This is a genomic window from Paenibacillus vietnamensis, from assembly GCF_020169515.1.
In the GTDB taxonomy this organism is placed as follows: domain Bacteria; phylum Bacillota; class Bacilli; order Paenibacillales; family Paenibacillaceae; genus Pristimantibacillus; species Pristimantibacillus vietnamensis.
The window spans coordinates 123,775-141,327 of sequence record NZ_JAHMHW010000003.1; the positions used below are offsets into that span (position 1 = coordinate 123,775).

14 protein-coding genes and 3 pseudogenes are annotated in these 17,553 nt (G+C 48.7%); 3 read left to right on the top strand and 14 right to left on the bottom strand.

What is annotated here, in order from left to right:
- Nucleotides 1–46: 46 nt before the first annotated feature.
- From KP806_RS08650 to KP806_RS08670, 5 genes and pseudogenes are all read right to left on the bottom strand, one after another.
- Nucleotides 47–1,117 (bottom strand): alpha/beta hydrolase, encoded by a 1,071-nt coding sequence (locus KP806_RS08650; protein WP_224723187.1) that lies wholly within the window; start codon nt 1,115–1,117, stop codon nt 47–49.
- A gap of 499 nt (nt 1,118–1,616) precedes the next feature.
- Nucleotides 1,617–2,111 (bottom strand): annotated as a pseudogene (locus tag KP806_RS08655) (excinuclease ABC subunit UvrA); the annotation flags it as partial.
- 100 nt (nt 2,112–2,211) lie between these two features.
- Nucleotides 2,212–2,769: a dihydrofolate reductase family protein gene (locus tag KP806_RS08660; protein ID WP_224723188.1), complete on the bottom strand. Its 558-nt coding sequence runs from the start codon at nt 2,767–2,769 to the stop codon at nt 2,212–2,214.
- Between the two features lie 565 nt (nt 2,770–3,334).
- Nucleotides 3,335–3,882: pseudogene (gene sigK, locus KP806_RS08665) on the bottom strand (RNA polymerase sporulation sigma factor SigK).
- The gene (locus tag KP806_RS08670) at nt 3,872–5,848 is read right to left on the bottom strand and encodes an alpha-amylase family glycosyl hydrolase (RefSeq protein WP_224723189.1); all 1,977 of its coding nucleotides are present in this window, start codon (nt 5,846–5,848) and stop codon (nt 3,872–3,874) included. The pseudogene sigK (KP806_RS08665) and the gene KP806_RS08670 overlap by 11 nt, the downstream one beginning before the upstream one ends.
- Before the next feature lie 232 nt (nt 5,849–6,080).
- Between KP806_RS08670 and KP806_RS08675 the strand changes: the two genes are divergently transcribed.
- Nucleotides 6,081–7,268: an ATP-grasp domain-containing protein gene (locus KP806_RS08675; protein WP_224723190.1), complete on the top strand. Its 1,188-nt coding sequence runs from the start codon at nt 6,081–6,083 to the stop codon at nt 7,266–7,268.
- 134 nt (nt 7,269–7,402) lie between these two features.
- Nucleotides 7,403–8,017 (top strand): alpha/beta hydrolase-fold protein, encoded by a 615-nt coding sequence (locus KP806_RS08680; RefSeq protein ID WP_224723191.1) that lies wholly within the window; start codon nt 7,403–7,405, stop codon nt 8,015–8,017.
- Between the two features lie 104 nt (nt 8,018–8,121).
- Here the strand turns inward: KP806_RS08680 and sigK (KP806_RS08685) are convergent, their stop codons facing one another.
- Nucleotides 8,122–8,823, bottom strand: coding sequence for an RNA polymerase sporulation sigma factor SigK (gene sigK, locus KP806_RS08685; protein WP_224723192.1), 702 nt, complete (start codon nt 8,821–8,823; stop codon nt 8,122–8,124).
- Nucleotides 8,824–9,028: 205 nt separating this feature from the next.
- Between sigK (KP806_RS08685) and KP806_RS08690 the strand changes: the two genes are divergently transcribed.
- A complete protein-coding gene (locus tag KP806_RS08690; protein WP_224723193.1) occupies nt 9,029–9,544 on the top strand; it encodes an RNase H family protein in 516 nt (171 codons plus the stop codon).
- Here KP806_RS08690 and KP806_RS08695 read toward each other — a convergent pair.
- From KP806_RS08695 to KP806_RS08730, 8 genes and pseudogenes are all read right to left on the bottom strand, one after another.
- On the bottom strand, nt 9,541–11,352 hold the full coding sequence (locus KP806_RS08695; RefSeq protein ID WP_224723194.1) for a vWA domain-containing protein: 1,812 nt from the start codon (nt 11,350–11,352) through the stop codon (nt 9,541–9,543). The two genes, KP806_RS08690 and KP806_RS08695, sit on opposite strands and share 4 nt — an antisense overlap.
- Nucleotides 11,352–12,410 carry an AAA family ATPase gene (locus KP806_RS08700; protein WP_224723195.1) on the bottom strand — a complete coding sequence of 353 codons (1,059 nt, stop codon included), beginning with the start codon at nt 12,408–12,410 and terminating at the stop codon, nt 11,352–11,354. The genes KP806_RS08695 and KP806_RS08700 overlap by 1 nt, the downstream gene beginning before the upstream one ends.
- A gap of 31 nt (nt 12,411–12,441) precedes the next feature.
- Nucleotides 12,442–13,086 (bottom strand): vWA domain-containing protein, encoded by a 645-nt coding sequence (locus tag KP806_RS08705; RefSeq protein WP_397376379.1) that lies wholly within the window; start codon nt 13,084–13,086, stop codon nt 12,442–12,444.
- Between the two features lie 96 nt (nt 13,087–13,182).
- Nucleotides 13,183–13,695, bottom strand: a pseudogene (locus KP806_RS08710) (TerD family protein); the annotation flags it as partial.
- 381 nt (nt 13,696–14,076) lie between these two features.
- Nucleotides 14,077–14,427, bottom strand: a complete 351-nt coding sequence (locus KP806_RS08715; protein WP_224723196.1) for a hypothetical protein — start codon at nt 14,425–14,427, stop codon at nt 14,077–14,079.
- A gap of 436 nt (nt 14,428–14,863) precedes the next feature.
- Nucleotides 14,864–15,835, bottom strand: coding sequence for an ABC transporter permease (locus tag KP806_RS08720; protein WP_224723197.1), 972 nt, complete (start codon nt 15,833–15,835; stop codon nt 14,864–14,866).
- Nucleotides 15,828–16,739: an ABC transporter ATP-binding protein gene (locus KP806_RS08725; protein WP_224723198.1), complete on the bottom strand. Its 912-nt coding sequence runs from the start codon at nt 16,737–16,739 to the stop codon at nt 15,828–15,830. Before KP806_RS08725 ends, KP806_RS08720 begins: the two co-directional genes overlap by 8 nt.
- A complete protein-coding gene (locus KP806_RS08730; RefSeq protein ID WP_224723199.1) occupies nt 16,736–17,533 on the bottom strand; it encodes a GDSL-type esterase/lipase family protein in 798 nt (265 codons plus the stop codon). Before KP806_RS08730 ends, KP806_RS08725 begins: the two co-directional genes overlap by 4 nt.
- Nucleotides 17,534–17,553 lie beyond the last annotated feature (20 nt).

Here is a 17,553-nt window from a genome sequence, read left to right on the forward strand (position 1 = left end):
TCCAATAAAGAAAGCCGTCGGCTTCCGCTCGAAACCTGATCAGTCTCTAAAGCGTCTTCTGAACAATATCGGACTCTGCATACTCATCGCTATTTCTAAATATCAAGCGACTAAAATTGTAGGCACCATTATTCCAAACGTTGAAATCATGTAAACCATCCTTAATCAGAACTTGATAATAAGGTCCAAGGTAATTCCCCGCTTGGTCTAAAAGCCCCTCTATCGATTTGGCATAGCTGCTAATTGCTACACCATCGGCGTCTCCACAGGTCATATAAAGCAGTTGGAGCTTATGATCGCATGATGCGAGACTTGCTCCAAGAACATTGCCGTCACTCGACGTGGGAGCATTCGAAAAAGCTCCGACATAAGCGAATAAATCTATCATGCCTGACGCGAGCACCGTTTTATCCAGCCCGTTGTTCCAGGAACTCTGAGTTCCCGTGAATCGCGTCGAGTCATATCTGTAACCACCGAGAATCAAGTTTAAAGCCTGCATTCCCCCCATTGAAAGCCCGGCGATCGCTCGATGCGTACGATTATATCGGATTCCCTCAGGAGTTGTGTCTGTTATATTCGCGTAAGTTTTGTAATTGGATTCGATAAAGGGGATCAAATCATATCTCAATTCATAATCGAAATAATAGAATCCCAGCATATTAGTCCCTTCGGAAGTAAAGGAAGTGTCGGTCCAGTCATGGGCGCTTCTTCCGTTGGGAAATACGATGATCAGCGGATCGATGTCTCCATTTGCTATGAGATTGTCAAATAAATGACAAATGATAAATCGCTCGTCAACCTTACCGTTGCTGCTTAGCCATTCGTATTGATCCCCGCCGACTCCGTGAAGCAAATACAATACATTGTATCTGACGGCCTTATCGTTCGAGTCATAACCCGCAGGCAGGTAGACATTGCATTTCTTCCCTATGGGATTACCTGCAAGGATTTCTCTTCCCGCTTCACTGATATCGATGTTCCGTTCTGTCACAAGCTGCCGAGACAAATCAATATAGTTGCTTACGTCATAGGGAACCTCTTGGATTGTACCTTGAAGTTTTTGATTAACTGACCTTAGATACTCGGCAGGTACGGACGTCACATTTATGTTTCTCATGGTTCATTATCGTCCCTTCGATCATGGTTACAGATCACAGATCAATACTACCATGTCAATAAAGAGAAACGTAACCTGACAAATTATATATCTAACGGTTTAGAAGCCATACAGCTTCACCATCACATCATCGGCCTCCGTGCTCGTTCGAATAATCAATATCTCTTCGGTCCTTTCCCATACCGGCTTCTCATCAAACCCTAATACAACGATATCGAGGATGATGCCGTGGTGAAGGTGTGCCCGTTCCCTTCAAGGATTTGATCTTCACGATCCATCGTCCGGAAATGACAGAACATGTGCTTCCAAAGCGCTCCCCTTCATTAGTGAACCTGATGTCTTCGCTGGTGAAGAGCTTCGCCTTGCCGTCCGTGAACTGCCCTTCCTCCACAGTCGTAGGCCCTTCGCCGAACGTTCGCCAGAATGTCGTGCCTTAAGATCGCCTCACCAATCGTCTTCAGTCAGCTGCCGATGGCGAGAAAAATGTGCCGGTGCCTTTGGTGTGGTATACGATCTTGCTCTCTTTACCCTGAAGTAGGACATCCCGCTCTTCCGGCGTATAGTCAGCGAGCCGCTTGTCGTTGTCGAACAAGCCGGACTAGGCATACGTATTCCATAACCAGCTCCCTACTTTAAATGCGGGGAACAGGATCGCGGCTTCATTCAGCGACTTGGATCTGTCAAGCAGTTTGTCCACATCGAACTGCACCACCTGTCCGCCTCCGGAGCATTCCGGGCACATACCGGCCGGGTCGTTAAACAGAATAAAGGTTTACCGATTCTGGAGAACAGCAGCCGGAGCATCGCATAAATATCCGTGATCGTCGAACGGGAGTTGCCGCCGAGCCTATTCGATTGATCACAACCGTCGTAAACTAGTTCTGGATGAGATCAGTATCCGGCTGACTAAACCGGGCAGCCGATTGCGGATGAATGCGGAAGACGTCTCGTTAAGCTGCCGCTGAGCTTCGGTGCTGATGGTGTCGAAGACCATGACTACAAGTCTCATGATGAAAAAGCGGCGGTCGAAGACCAAAAAATAAAGTCTTAGACTTGCCGCTAAACTAACGATTTTATTATTGGAATGTGCCATATTATTTGTTCGCATCAAAATGATATATTAGTTGTACAACACCTGAGGAGAACGTTCTGGTATTAATCATTTTTAAATTCAACCTCTGTTTTATATCCATAAACAGCGGTTTCCCTTCTCCTAAAACAACAGGGTGAACAGATAATCTAAATTCATCAACAAGACCTAAATTGATAAAAGTTGTAATCAGACTTGCTCCACCATACAGCCAGATGTCTTTACCAGGCTTATTCTTTATTTTATTTACTTCTTCGAGAATACTATCATTTATGATTACTGCTTTATTATCAATCCCCTTTTGCGTCCTGGAAAACACAAATTTCTCTTTACTATGAACCAATTCCCAAAATTCTTTTTCAGAATCCGTAGGTTCGATTTCCGGAGTAAATTGTCCCCATAGATCATAGCTTTTTCTTCCATAGAAAATGGCATCAATTTGATTTAAAAAATTATTAAATCCCAGCTCAGAGTCCATAATGCACCAATCAACTTCACCATTTTTCCCTTCAATAAAACCATCTAAAGTAACCGCTAAATCCAAAAGAATTCTTCGTTTCATGTTTTATTACTCCTTTCGTTAATCTACCACCCATTATAGACCTCAAATACGTCACCTTATGTCATATTAATAAAAGAGAGGATATCTTTTTAACAATGCTGTCCGTCAGATGACCAACTATCTTCTCTATTATCAATTAAATCACCCTATATCTTTTATTCCTAAATATATCCTAATTTAAATAAAAAATATTCGTTAATCAAATCTTTGTCCTACGATTTCCAATACAGAGAAGCACCATACCGGTATCTTGCTCATCAGTAAAGGTGCTTCGAATTTTAAATGGCAGTTTGTATGATTAATGATCCTCTAGATAAAGGAAGCTAATGTTTGTTGTTGAAATTCTCAACTACACAAAAATAAAAACCGGCATAAGCAAACGCCGATGCAGGTTTAACCCCCTAACGAAGGATGGTTTTCGTTTTACCGCTTAGTTTTGCAGATATAGTTACAGACAGCTAGAGCTCAAATCGTACATGTTGTTCTCGTCGATTTCAAATGCAAAGTAGCACCTTACCGTCAACCTACTCAGTAAGGTGCTTACTCAAGTGTAACTGCACATTATCTATCGTTTGGATTTATAAAACTCATGGTAAAGCTTCATGAGTGCTCTCTCTCAATCCGTGAAACATAACTTCTAGAGATGCCAAGTTCTTTTGCAATTTCTCTTTGTGTTCGTCCATCTCCACCATGTTCAAGTCCAAAACGTCCAATAACGACTTCCTTCTCACGTTCATCAAGAATATCTAGGTTTTTATAAATTTTACTTTTCTCAATCTTCAGCTGCACTTTATCCACAATATCGTCGGCCTCCGTGCCGAGGATATCGATGAGCGTAATCTCGTTGCCTTCTTTATCCGTGCCGATTGGATCATGAAGAGATACGTCTTTCCGGGTTTTCTTTAACGAACGCAAATGCATAAGTATTTCATTCTCGATGCAGCGGGCCGCAAACGTCGCCAGCTTCGTGCCTTTGCCGGTCTGGAAGCTTTCGATCGCTTTAATGAGTCCAATGGTTCCAATCGAGATCAGATCCTCGAGATCCTCCCCAGTATTGTCGAATTTTTTGACATTGTGAACACAACCCGATGTAATTTGAGTTTTACAACTGATATATCACCCTAAACACCATCGCCGTACGGCTAGCGAGCTGTAATTCGAGCTTACCAGCCGCCCATTTGAACTGCGAGCGCGGCCCAAAACCGCCAAAACGCGCGTCGTCCGTATCAAAAATCAGTTCAACAGGCGTTGAGTCAAAACTGACAAATTTCGTGTCTGTCGGATGGAAATTGAAAGCAAAAAGCAAATCGCCCTTCTGGTAGGCTAGCAATTTATCGTCGTTTTGAATCCACTTCTGTTGCAGGCTTGCGGTCTTCTGTAAAAATTTTGAATCGTGCTCCAGCGCAATCATCGCATTGTCAAAATCGAGCAAATACTGAAAGCGAAGCTCTGAATTGGTCGCAAGCGACCATTGCCGCCGCGCATGGTCAAACGAGTCGCCATTACCCTCGCGCGGAAAATCGAGCCATTCAGGATGGCCAAATTCATTGCCCATAAAGTTCAAATAGCCCTCGCCTGCAAGCGAAAAAGTGACAAGCCGCAAAACTTTATGCAGCGCGATCGCACGGTCAATAATCAGCGACTGCGAATGAACATCCATCGAATAGTAGAGCTCAGCATCCGCGAGCCACATCATGAGCGTCTTGTCGCCGACAAGCGCCTGATCGTGACTTTCCGCATAGCCGATATTTTTCTCTCCTGGCCGCCGCGTCGTCAGCTCCCACCAAAGCCCCATCAGGTTCAGCTGATCATCCGATTTCGTCTTGAGCTGCTTGATCCAGTAGTCAGGAATGCCCATGGACAGACGATAGTCAAATCCAATGCCACCATCAGCCAGCGGGAGCGCCATACCTGGCATCGCAGACATATCTTCAGCAATCGTCAGCGCTGATGGATTGACCTCGCGGATCAGCTCATTTGCGAGCATCAGATAGACGATTGCCTCGATGTCCTTATCCATTGAGAAATATTTCTCATAGCTGTCAAAGCCCGTCCCGAGCCCATGATGGTGGTAAAGCATACTCGTCACGCCGTCAAAGCGGAAGCCGTCAAAATGATAAACTTCGAGCCAAAATTTCAGATTCGATAGCAGAAAATGAATGACCTCGTCCTTGCCATAGTTAAAAAGCTTTGTGTTCCAAGCCTCGTGCTCTCCGCGATCGCCCTCGTGGAAATATTGCGACGTCGTGCCGTCAAATAAATTCAGTCCTTCGCCCACATTTTTCACCGCGTGCGAATGGACGACGTCTAATAGGACACGCAGCCCCAGCCCGTGCGCTGTGTCGATCAATTCCATCAGTTCGTCAGGCGTTCCAAAACGGGAGCTGATTGCATAAAAATTTGATACCTGATAGCCGAAGCTCGCGTAGAGCGGATGCTCCATAATCGCCATCAGCTGGATGGTGTTGTAGCCAGCCGCCTTGATCCGCGGCAGCACGTCGCGCGAAAATTCCTCGTAGCTATTGATCTTATGCTCCTCTGAAGAGATACCAATGTGCGCCTCATAAATCAGCGGCGCTTCAGTTGACAGGTCGGGCGCGGCATTTTTGAACTGATAGGCTGGCTGCATAATCACACCATCAAATTGATAATTATCATTTTGTATGGCGTAGCTGATGTAACTCGGCACGCGATAGAGCGGCTCACCATCCACGATCAGTTGAACCTTAACCTTCGAGCCGATTGGTAGGCTGCCCGGCATGCGCAGCTCCCAAACACCGCCATTCAGCCGCGTCATCTCATGCGAAAGCCCATTCCAGCCGTTGAAATCGCCGACCAGATACATCATCTCCGCATTCGGCGCCCATTCACGGAAAGTCCAGCTGTCGCCGTCCTGATGAAAACCGAAATATTTGTAGCCATTCGCAAAATCCGAAAGTGTCTGGTTTTCACCACTCAACAGCCGATTTTTCGTCCGCTCAAATTCCGACATCCGTAGCCGCAAGTCTCCCTCAAACGGTGCCAGCCACTGGTCAATCTCCAAAATTTTTAATGATTCGTTTATCGTCGCAACTTCCATAGTCACACCTCACTATTGTATCTATTGTATCTATGGTACATTTGCAGCATCTCTTGGTGCGTTCTCTCTTTCTCTATAAAGAATTATTCGCCCAGTAGTTAAACACTCCTGCCCTTAACATTAATTCAATAAAAACGGGAGCTCATCATATGATCTTTACAATATATTTTCTTGAAATCATGGAATCTTTAGGATAAAATTGCAAAACTGGAGTCTGAGGGGGACAAAAAGGATGAACTTTATTTTTTTCTCGCCGAATTTCCCAAAGTACTGCACCGAATTCTGCTTTCACTTGAAAAACTGCGGAGTGAATGTGCTTGGCATCGGCGATGCAGATTATAACGATCTCAACGAAAAACTGAAAAATTCCCTTACGGAGTACATCAAAATTAATCGTCTGGAAAATTACGACGAGGTTCTGCGCGCGGTCGGTTATTATACCCATAAATATGGTAAAATCGATCGTTTTGAATCACTTAACGAGCATTGGCTGGATCTTGACGCGCGCATTCGAACGGATTTCAACATTTTCGGTACGAAGCTCGATTTTATATCCAATTTAAAACAAAAATCGAAAATGGAAAAGTTTTTTAATAAAAGCGAGGTCGAGTCCATACGTTCCATAACGAAATTCCATCGGGTGAAGGCAAAAAAATTTATCGAGAAGATCGGCTATCCCGTCGTCGTAAAGCCAAATCAAGGCGTGGGAGCGAACATGACTTACAAACTCGCGAGCGAGTCGGAGCTGGAGCATTTCTTGCATACCAAACCATCGGAAGTCGAATTTATTATGCAAGAGTTTATAGACGGCGTCTTGCTAACCTACGACGGTCTTGTCAACAAAGATGGAGAAATCGTATTCGCAGCAAGCCACGAATTTCCGCATAGCATCATGGATACCGTAAACTCTGGAAATCATTTCAGCTATTATGGTTTAAAGGAAGTAAGTAAGGAAATCGAGGAATCCGGAAGAAGGATCATTCGAACCTATGGGATCAAAGAAAGCTTTTTTCATCTCGAGTTTTTTAAATCCAATGCGGATGGAAATATTATTGCGTTAGAAGTCAATATGAGGCCGCCGGGTACGTGGATGACGGATGCGATCAACTTCACTTACGATATCGATATTTACAAGCTATGGGCGAATATGATTGTTAACAATCAGGTGGAAGGACCTTTTGCCGGTAAGTATTATACCGGGTTTGCCAGTAAAAAAAACCACCTCACCTACGCTCATGAGCACGAAGAGATCATGCAGCGATATCATCATGAAATTGTCAAACACGACAGCATTACGGATGTGCAAAGCCAATCTAGAGGAAATTATGCGTATCAATTTCGTTCAACGGACTTTGATAAAGTGAAACAAATTACAGCTTATATTCATGCTGTGGAAAATAGAATCAAGGTGTTCTCATGAAAGTAACCTATCACAAAGTATATAGCGGCAACTTGCATCGGGACATGGAATACAAGATATACGGACATCAAGGGAAGCCCTTACTTGTTTTTCCGACCTCCTGCGGACGGTTTTATCAGTATGAGGAATCCGGCATGATCAGCACGTTGGAAAGTTATATTGAACAAGGAAAAATTCAAGTTTGGACATGCGACAGTATTGACGAAGAGACTTTTTATGCCAAGAACTCAACGACCGATGAGAAGATGAAACTCCATGACCAATATGATGCCTATGTGAAAGATGAACTCATTTCTTCCATTCTCCGTCAAAGCAAAGAGAACAACGGTGGAGGCACGCAGAAGATCTTGGCGACGGGATGTTCGCTCGGGGCTTATCACAGTACTAATATGTTTTTCCGGCACCCGCAATATTTTGACAGTTTAATTGCTTTAAGCGGTTTGTATTCGACCAATCGATTTTTTGGAGAAGAGGTCCCTCCTTCAGCTTATTTCCATTCACCGCTTCACTATTTAAGAAATTTGGAGGACACTTTTTATCTGAATCAATACAGGAACAGCAAAATCATCATTTGCACAGGCCAAGGCGCTCATGAAGATTTAATGCGATCGGAGACGCAGAAGCTCAAGGAAGTGCTGCAGGAGAAACACATCCCGGCAAGCGTTGAATTTTGGGGGTACGATGTCAATCATGACTGGTACTGGTGGAGGAAGCAAATCCTTTACTACATGGATCGCTGCTTAAGTTAAAAAACGCCAGTCCTTTCATTACTGCCTCATACCTTGTTCAGACGATGATTGTCGATACCAAAAAAGCTTGAGAATGCTCAAACATTAGCATTCTCAAGCTTTTCCTACTTCTTCGCCTTATAAAACTCATGATAAAGCTTCATCAGCGCCCGCTTCTCGATCCGCGATACATAGCTGCGGCTGATGCCAAGCTCCTTCGCAATCTCCCGCTGCGTCCGTTCATCCCCGCCATGCTCCAGCCCGAAGCGGCCTATGACAACTTCCTTCTCACGGTCATCGAGTATGTCCAGGTTCTTGTATATTTTACTTTTCTCAATCTTCAGCTGCACCTTATCGACAATATCATCGGCCTCCGTGCCGAGGATATCGATGAGCGTAATCTCGTTGCCTTCTTTATCCGTGCCGATTGGATCATGAAGAGATACGTCTTTCCGGGTTTTCTTTAACGAACGCAAATGCATAAGTATTTCATTCTCGATGCAGCGGGCCGCAAACGTCGCCAGCTTCGTGCCTTTGCCGGTCTGGAAGCTCTCGATCGCTTTAATGAGTCCAATGGTACCAATCGAGATCAGATCCTCGAGATCCTCCCCAGTATTGTCGAATTTTTTGACAATATGAGCCACCAAACGCAAGTTATGTTCAATTAACAAGTTACGGGAACGCTGATTCCCTTCGGCCATCAGCTGCAGATGCTTAGTTTCCTCTTCCTCATGGAGCGGCTGGGGAAACGCGTTGTTTTTGACATAGGAGACGAGCAAGGAAAGCTGTTTAATGAAAAGCGCTATCGCTGAGAATAATCCAGGCATGGAACGGTACACCCCCACGTTGTATTACCTGGACCAAGCCTCTTTCTCGCTCCAGGCGCACATTGAAGTCTGTTCTACAGTGTATGTGGGTAACCGCCTATACGTGCCTGTACGTTTCGTATGAATAGGTTTAAAAATTAGCCATACGGTTTATCCTTATCGCATATCCTTCGCCCTCATTCTGTCATCAAGGAGTTGATAAACAATGGATTCAACTAAGGAATTGCTGATCAAAAAAGCCTATGCGACCCCTGCTTTGAGACAAAACTTAGTGAACAAGGGGACTCTATTCATTTATTGCGATTATGCCGGGTTCGCCGAGCGCAATCTGTATAGCGCAGCCTGCTGCATGGTCCATAACCGCTCGATCAGTATTACCGCCAAGAAGCTGCCTTTTGAACAAGACCGAGGCTCCAATTACGGTGAATGCCAAGCGATCATCTACAGTCTTGAAATCCTTGCAAAAGCTCTAACCGAACAGCGGCCGAAAGCCGCCGTCATCTATACCGATTGCAGCTGGATATCTCGAATCCTTACCAACGACCGCTTCACGAATCCTTACCTTGAACAGGCAAATGCCGAGCTGCTCGATGCTCTTACCCGGCTTCGTGCCCAATTCTCCGGGGTCGAAGTTCATATCCGATACATTGGCAAACACAAGAAAAACAACTATTTTCACAGGCTCGCCCATCTTGCGGCCAGACAAGCTGCCGTTCGCTAATCCATCCGGAAGACGGGACCTTTCGGTATAAACGGCAAATGTCTGCCTTTCGGCAAAATGTATGCGTGATCGCGTTTCAATGTTACTTTGTCGCACAGTCCATCGGTAATGATCAGAATGGGCCCGTTTTTCGGAAAATCCTCCGCTCGCTGCAGCAAATCAATGCCCGGCTGAAGAACCGTTCCGCCACGGCCCTTCACTTTGACCGATTCGGCGATATCCTCCGGCTTTAAATAACCGGCATCATAGGCCGCCGCATCGCAGAATACGACTCTTGCCGCGTACACGTCGCGGGACAAGCTGTAGCTGGCGATCGCCCCGAGCGCCTTCGCCAGCAGCTTTCGGTCCATGGAACCCGACGTATCCAGAACGACACCAAAAGTTCGTCCCGCCTCTTCGGCGCCTTGCGCAACCCACTTAGGCCTTGGTATATCCGGCGTAGAAAATTGTCTCCGGCTCACTCTGGCATACGTCCTAACTTGCTCAAGCGGCGAAAAATAGCCGTCGAACCATTTCGCCAGCTCAATGTCCCATTTGATGGCGGGCTGGCCAAGTGCCTTAATTTCCTCGATTAAACCTGAGGGGAGGAACCCGCGGCCTCCCTCCTCATGATAAATAAGCCCCTGCTGCAGGGCGTTCCTGCAAAAATCGTCCATACTGGTTCCGTCCCTGGGGTCCCAAAAGCCGGCGCTGCCCTTATCCAGCATATCCGTGCCTCCGGCGCCGCGAAGCGTCGCCAGCTTCCGGTACATTCGGATATCCGTAACGATGCGGTCGTAAACCGACTCGGCGGACATCCCTTTCATCGTATCATCCAACAAAATGCCGACCTGAGGTAATTCGCCGATCCGCATCTCAACTAGCCATTGATTAATGACATAATCACATGCGACGTTCCACAATTGGTGATCGCGGCCCTGGCAGCGTTCGTGATGGCGAAGGCCCGCGTGAAGAAGCTCATGCGCCATGACGAATTTGCATTCCTCTTCATTTAAACCGGCCGCCGGGTTTATAAAAATTTCCTGATCGACGATGTCGATCGCCGCGATGGAAATATCGAGCCGCTGGCAGATAGCAGCATCTTCAATCAGCTTAAATCCGGAAGCCAGCGCTCCGAGCAGCGGATAGTGGTCGATGAACCATTTTTTGGCCTTTGCGCCCGGAGAAAGCCGCTCTTCTTGGCCGAAAATCGTCGTCTCATAACCCGCAGCCACCTTTACCGCCTTGGAAACCGCCATCGATAAACCCGCCGCAAAAGCGCCTTCCCAATCGATTTTCATGCTGCGGTAATAGAAAGGAGCATCTTCCTGAAAAAGCATGTCCGCCGATTTTGGGCCCACCGTCCCATGGTATTTCAACTCTTCGGGAACGCCTCTTTCGAGAAACTTCTCATATAGCCGCTGCTCACCGGTTACCGGCACGTCGATTCGAAAGCCAAAACCTTCGGGGCTTTTGCCAAGCTTCATATCCGCCAAAAATTTAGAAACGTATACATCGCAAGCGATATTCCAAATGGCCTGAAATTCTTTCTTTTGAAAATGACCGAAGCCGAGATGCAGAAGACAGTGAGCCAGCACATAAATCCATTCCGCTGCTTCGCCGCGGCGTTTCGGATGCGAGTGGATAACACCGTCCGCGGTGACGACAGCCCAGCCATCCTCCGGGCATCTGGAGTATTGGTCATCTTTCCTGTAAAAATGCGCATGGCTTGCAAGCGGAGCGAACATCGGGTGCTTTTGGATAAAATCCAGAGCCTCCAGGTAGCTTTTTGTCGCTGCATCGAGCTCGAGTTTTTGTTTTTTTCCCATCACTTGTCCTTACTCGCGAGCCGCGGCAAATCGCGGATGACCTCGACGGTAAACCAACCAGGCAGCACCTGTCCTTCGCCGTGATCGGCAACGACGAGCTGAGCCATTTCCAGGCTGATCTCGCTCAGCTCTTTAATGAGCGCTTTCGCCCGATGAGCGAACGCTTTATGGTCTTCCTTGAGCAGTTCCTTCTTATCAGGCAGCGTCTTCAAAATCTGGGCACGGAAAGATAAAGCAAGGAAATAGAGCAGGTCGCGATCGGCGGCCTCCGAAGGAAATCTGGCATCGCCGTTTAAAATGCGATTGAGCTGGAATTTTCCGTTCAGGTTTTTATGGAACGCCTTGAACTGTAAGGCATGATCGGGCGACAAACAGCCTCTGGCAAGTACTTCGATCGTTTCAATAGAAAGTTCCCTATTAAATTCGTTCAAGGCATCGCTCAGCATGTGCCATGAACGGGGAGTGGAGAAAGGCTCCTCCGTCTTCGGCGGCTGGGTCCATAAATGGTCGGGCCTTGCTTGCAGGTATTCAATCACATGAGGATGAATTCCGACATGGTATGCCCACTCGAACCATTCCTTCGGCGAAACTTTAAGCTGGACGTGAAACATCCGATTAATGAGAGCCGACGACATCGGCTTTACGATTGCACTGTCCTGGGCCCTGTTGCCGGCGCCAATAACAATGGATCCTTGCGGCAGGTGGTATTCACCAATCCGGCGCTCATGGATCAGGCTGTAAAACGCCTTCTGCACTTCCTGCGAGCATGCGTTCAGCTCATCCAAAAACAAACAGTAAGGCTCGTCCCGCGCGATCATTTTTGGCGGGCAAAACACGCTGACGCCGTCTCTGATCTGTGGAACCCCAATAATATCCTCGGGCGCCAGCTGACTCCCGAGCAGCGATACGCATGGCAGTCCGAGCTCCGCGGCAAAATGCTCCACTAACGAAGATTTCCCGATTCCGGGAGGACCCCATATGAATACTGGCCTAACGACGGCGACATTTAGAAGAACCTCCATCAATTCCCTTTGCGATATGGTAACACCTATATTCATTCTTTCTGCTTTTCTCCTTTGTTTGTATGCCCTAAGGCCTAATAATCCGCTTTTCCTTTGCCGCTTTCAGCCAATTCGGAAACTCGTTAAGCAGCTGGTCGTAAAGCGACTCGTCTGACACCGCGGCAATATCGTCCAAATGGATGAAATTTGCGTTGTCTACCAGGCGCCCTTCCATCGTATCCAGCTTCTTCAACACCTCGAAATCGGAATTTCCGATACCCACAAACTGCCAAAAAATCGGCAGCACCGAGGATGCCGTAATCACCTTCTTGATCGGCTTCACGACGCCGCCATCATTAATAAAAATGATGAATACGGGTGTGCCGTCATCCTCCTCGACCGTATATTTGCGGATGACATCCTCCATGACCGGCAGCTCGTTGTTCCGCCCGAATTTATGAATGGCATTATTGTTCAAAATATGCCTCTGAACATATTGATAAAAATCCTTTTCCGTCACGGAAGGCAAACGGCTGAAATGGGTGTCGTATACCCAAACGTCCAGCGTAGCATTATCATCGAACTTGCAGGCTACCGCCAGGATACGCTCAACGACCTCCTGAACGGTTCCGTTTTTGTACAAGCTCTGCATGGAGCCGGTTATATCCAGCACGATGCCCACTTTTGCGGTAACATTCGTCAGCTTTTTCTTCTCCAACGTCATTTGCACCATTTTTTTGCGCAGGTCGATGACCGGCAGGACAGCTTCTTCGACTGCAGCTGCTGCCTCGGCAGGCTCTTCCTCCACCTCAAGGCCGAAATTCGTGCACAATGCCGCAAGACCGCCGAAAAACCCGCTGCCGACCGCGTTAAATTTCCATTCTCCGTTATACCGGTACAGCTCCCCGACCACGACGGCCGTTTCGTTTGAAAATTCGGCGCCATACTCGTACCGGAACAATTCCACTCCAGATGGATCGACTAAACGCACGTAAAGCCCGGTTACATCCTTCATATAGTGTCCGAGCTGCTCTCCTTCGTGAATCGTTACCGTGAACGCGATTTTCTCAATGCTTTCCGGCATGCGGGAAAACGAGACTTGGATAACCTCCTGCTCCCCGTTGTCCGCCGCCGAGTGAGCAACGGATCCGTCGCGTGCCGCGGGATTTCCGTAAAAAATAAAATGCTCGTCCCGCTCGCATTTGCCGCCGGCGGATAACAGAAAAGCAGCCGCGTCTATACTCATAGACGTGACACCGGCTGTCCAGCCGAACCGCAGGCTTAGCGAAGAAAAAGTACGTCCTTTGGTTACGTCTGCTTTTTGTCCTTTCAATAGGTTCATACGGTCAACTCCGTTCCAGCAGGCTCACTGCTATTATTTTGAGCAGCTATCTCAAATCTTGTATGATGAAGGAAACATTTCTATTATTATATCTCAAATCAAAAAATAAGGAGAGACGTCTATGGACTTCGTTGCTCTCTATTTCGAAACCGCGAACGGGCTTAAAATGGACGCATGGACTGCGTGAAACGCCTGATGACCGAGCAGAAACGGACAGTCGTTCCGTTATCTGCGAGCGAACCTGTGGTCCACTTTCCTGACCAGCCAAGTGAGCGGTTCAGCTGAATGTCGCATTCTCTCGGCTATCGTTTTATTCTTTTCTACTACAAAAAAAACTCCCGGAATCAGCAAACGCCGCATCCGGGAGTCCTTCCACCATATTTACTTTTTATCCACCTGCAGCAGCTTCACCGTTTTGAGAGAGTATGTATCCTTGATGCTCTCCTCCGTAATGACGTTCAGCTTGATCAAGCCTGCGACTTTGGCCGGATCGGCCCGCGACAGCATCCGCCAGACGCCTTCGTCGGGCAGCGCCTCGAACAGCTTCTGGTCGTCGTACTCCTTACGTTCCTGCGTTACGATCCTAACCTTGTGGCTGCCCAGCTCCAGCTCGCTGGCGTCCTGTTCCGTGCAATAAGCCAATATTTCGTTCCGAAGATCGGCCAGCTCCTGCTCGATTTCCTTGATCTTCTGCTTCTGCTGGTAATACCGTTTAATTGCCTTGTCCAACATGCTCACTCTCCTTTTCTACTTCATGCTTATGCAGCGGTAGCGGAATTAGGACAGTGCGTTTCGAACAAGCAAATCGTTTGGCTCCTCCCTGAACCATAATCACTTAGGAGCGGACAATAGCTGTATAAGATACATTTATTTTCCCGGATCGATAACATCGGATGAAAATAACAGGATTTGATGTATATAAATTGACCGGTTAGCGAGAGATTGTGCCATTTTTCAAAATTTATATGTACTAAACCCATTTATTTCGCCGAAACAAGCTATAACCAGGAATTTATATACATAAAATCCATTTATCTAACCGGTTGCTGCCGTTCCCGAGAATTTAAAGGCATCGAATCCCCTTACTCCCTCGCAAGAGGCCAGCCGGCACATGGCACTGCAAGCGCACTGCCCCGCCGTTCGCCATGCGCCGCGCACCGCGGCGCTACTAATAAATATCCTTCCTTATAAACACGCCGAAGGACACCGCGAGCGCTCCGGCCATCCATGCTGCAAGCACAGTGAGCGAGAAGCCAAGCGTCATGCCTTCGATCGGAGGCGCCGAGCCGCTCAAATAGTCCATCAAGCCCAGGTTGACCATGAACAGATATTTCGCCGATTCCCATGAGGACACCATATTGCTAAGTATCGCCCCCGAGATCAGGCAGGCGAGCATCGTGCCCATGCCGGCCGCGCTGCTTCGCATCAGAATCGACAGCATGAAGGAAAGCGTTCCGACGACAAGAGAAATGAACCAGGCGAGCCCGAATTGCTGCAAAATAAACTGCCACTGCGACACGAGCCTCACACCCGACAGGTCCAGCTCCCCGCCCCGCACCGCGAAACCCGTAAGCACCGGGGCCGACCACCCTTTTCCGCCGAACATGACGGCCGCAATCACATACGAGAGCAAACCGAAGATGAACAGCACGAGCGAAACCGACAGAACCAGCGCGATATACTTGCTCAGCAAAATGCGGAACCGGCTTACCGGCCTCGTCAGCAGCAGCTTGATCGTACCTACGCTCCGCTCGGAGGAGACGATGTCGACCGCGATAATCATCACCATCAAGGGCAAAAAAAGCTCCGCCGAATTTTCAACGAATCCTCTTATGAAGCTTGGTGCGCCCGGCTCCGACGGATTAATGTCATGATCCAGATAATACTGGGACTGCTCGATCTGGATTTGCAGCTGCTCCCTCCATTGCCCCGCGCTGCTGAGCCTGTTCTGCCAGTCGACAATCCGCTGCTGCAGCCCTGTCCGCCAATCGTCCGTGCCCAGCCGCTCCCGGATCGACTCCGACTGACGCGCCTGCGCGTAGGTGAACAAGGACAGCAGCACGACGATGATCGCGGAAATAATGAGGAACCGCCGTTTGCCGACGAGCTTCATCATTTCGTTATGCACGAGATTAATCAATCGATTCGCCTCCTGTCAGCTCCAGGAACAGATCCTCGAGCGCCGGCAGCTTCCGGTTCATCTCCAGCACCGCGATTCCTTCCTCCACCAGCCTGCGGTTCCACTCCCCGGCTTCCCCCGCCGAATAAGCGGTAATAAGCCTTTCGTCCTCCTCGCCCAAAATCCGGGTCAACTGTCCGAGCGCTTCCTTTCCCGCATCCAAGGGCTGCAACTTCCACACGAGCCTTTCTTCGCTGGCCAGCAGAGCCTGGACGGTATCCACCCGGACGATTTCCCCTTTCGACATAATGGCAACCCGGTCGCACATTAATTGGATTTCGTGCAGCAGGTGGCTGGACACGAGCACGGTTAACCCCTCCTCCTCGGCGAGCGTCCGGATAAACGCTCGCATTTCCCGGATGCCGGACGGATCGAGGCCGTTGGTCGGCTCGTCCAGAATAAGGACATCCGGCCTGCCCAGCAGCGCCTGCGCGATGCCGAGCCGCTGGCGCATTCCGAGCGAGTAGGTGCTCACCTTGTCGCCGATCCGCTCCTGCATGCCGACCAGGCGGACGACCTCGTCGATTCTTTTCTGTCCGATGCCGCTCAGCATGACCGCGAAATGGCGTAAATTATCCATGCCGCTTAAGTAGGGGTACAGCTCCGGATTCTCGACGATACAGCCGAGATGCCGCATCGCCCGGGTAAAATGCTTCGTAATATCCAATCCGCAAATATGGATGGAACCCGAAGTCGGCTTAATCAGTCCGACCAGCATACGGATCGTCGTCGTTTTGCCCGCGCCGTTAGGGCCTAGGAAGCCGAACACCTCGCCGCGCTTCAGCTCGAAGCTCAAATCCTTGATGATCGTTCGACGCCCGATCGTCTTGCGCAGCCCCTTAACGGCTAAAGTGATGTCGCTCATGCCTGCGGCCCCCCTTCCGATTCGTCGATAAGCCCGGCTACCCGTTCCGCCATAAGCTTGTACCCTTTTTCGTTCGGATGGAACCGGTCCGTGAATAAATAGTCGCCGACCTTCCTTTGAAACAAATCGTATACCGGCACAAATACCGTCCCCGGATAGCCCGCCGCGGCTTCCATCGTCTTATGATTCCATTCCCTGACCACCCGTGAGGTTTCCGCACCCTGCTCCAGCTCCGCGAACGGATCGTATAAGCCGAGCACATACACGTCCGCCTCCGGATTCAGTTCCCGGACGGCTGCAAGAATGCCGTTCAGCCGCGTCAAAAACCCGTCCTCCAGCTTTCCGATGCTTTCCTCCGTGAAGCGGGATAGCGTTTCCCCGCCCATAAACAGGTCGTTGGCGCCGATCGTCATCATGACCGCATCGGCTTCGCCGAGCTGACGCCTGATTTCCTTTTGCTCCAGCTGCTTGAGCAGCTCGGCCGAGGTTAAACCTTTAATGCCGAGATTCACGACGGATAGATTCCAGCCCTCTTCCTTCAACCGGTCGGCGGCATAACCGACATAACCTTTGCCTTCGTTATCCCCCATGCCTCTCGTCAGCGAGTCTCCCAGTGCGACGATTCTGAACGTATCCGGCTCGGGCGGTGGCGCTTCATCCGTCTCCACTGTCGTAACCAAGCCTGAGGCATTTCCAAGCAAATAATCCTTCGCCGCCCAGCCAAGACCGGCGATCCAAAGCAAGCAGGTAATAGCGGCGAACAGCGTCAACCACCGGACCTTACGGCTATGCATAGCTCATTCACTCCCTTCAA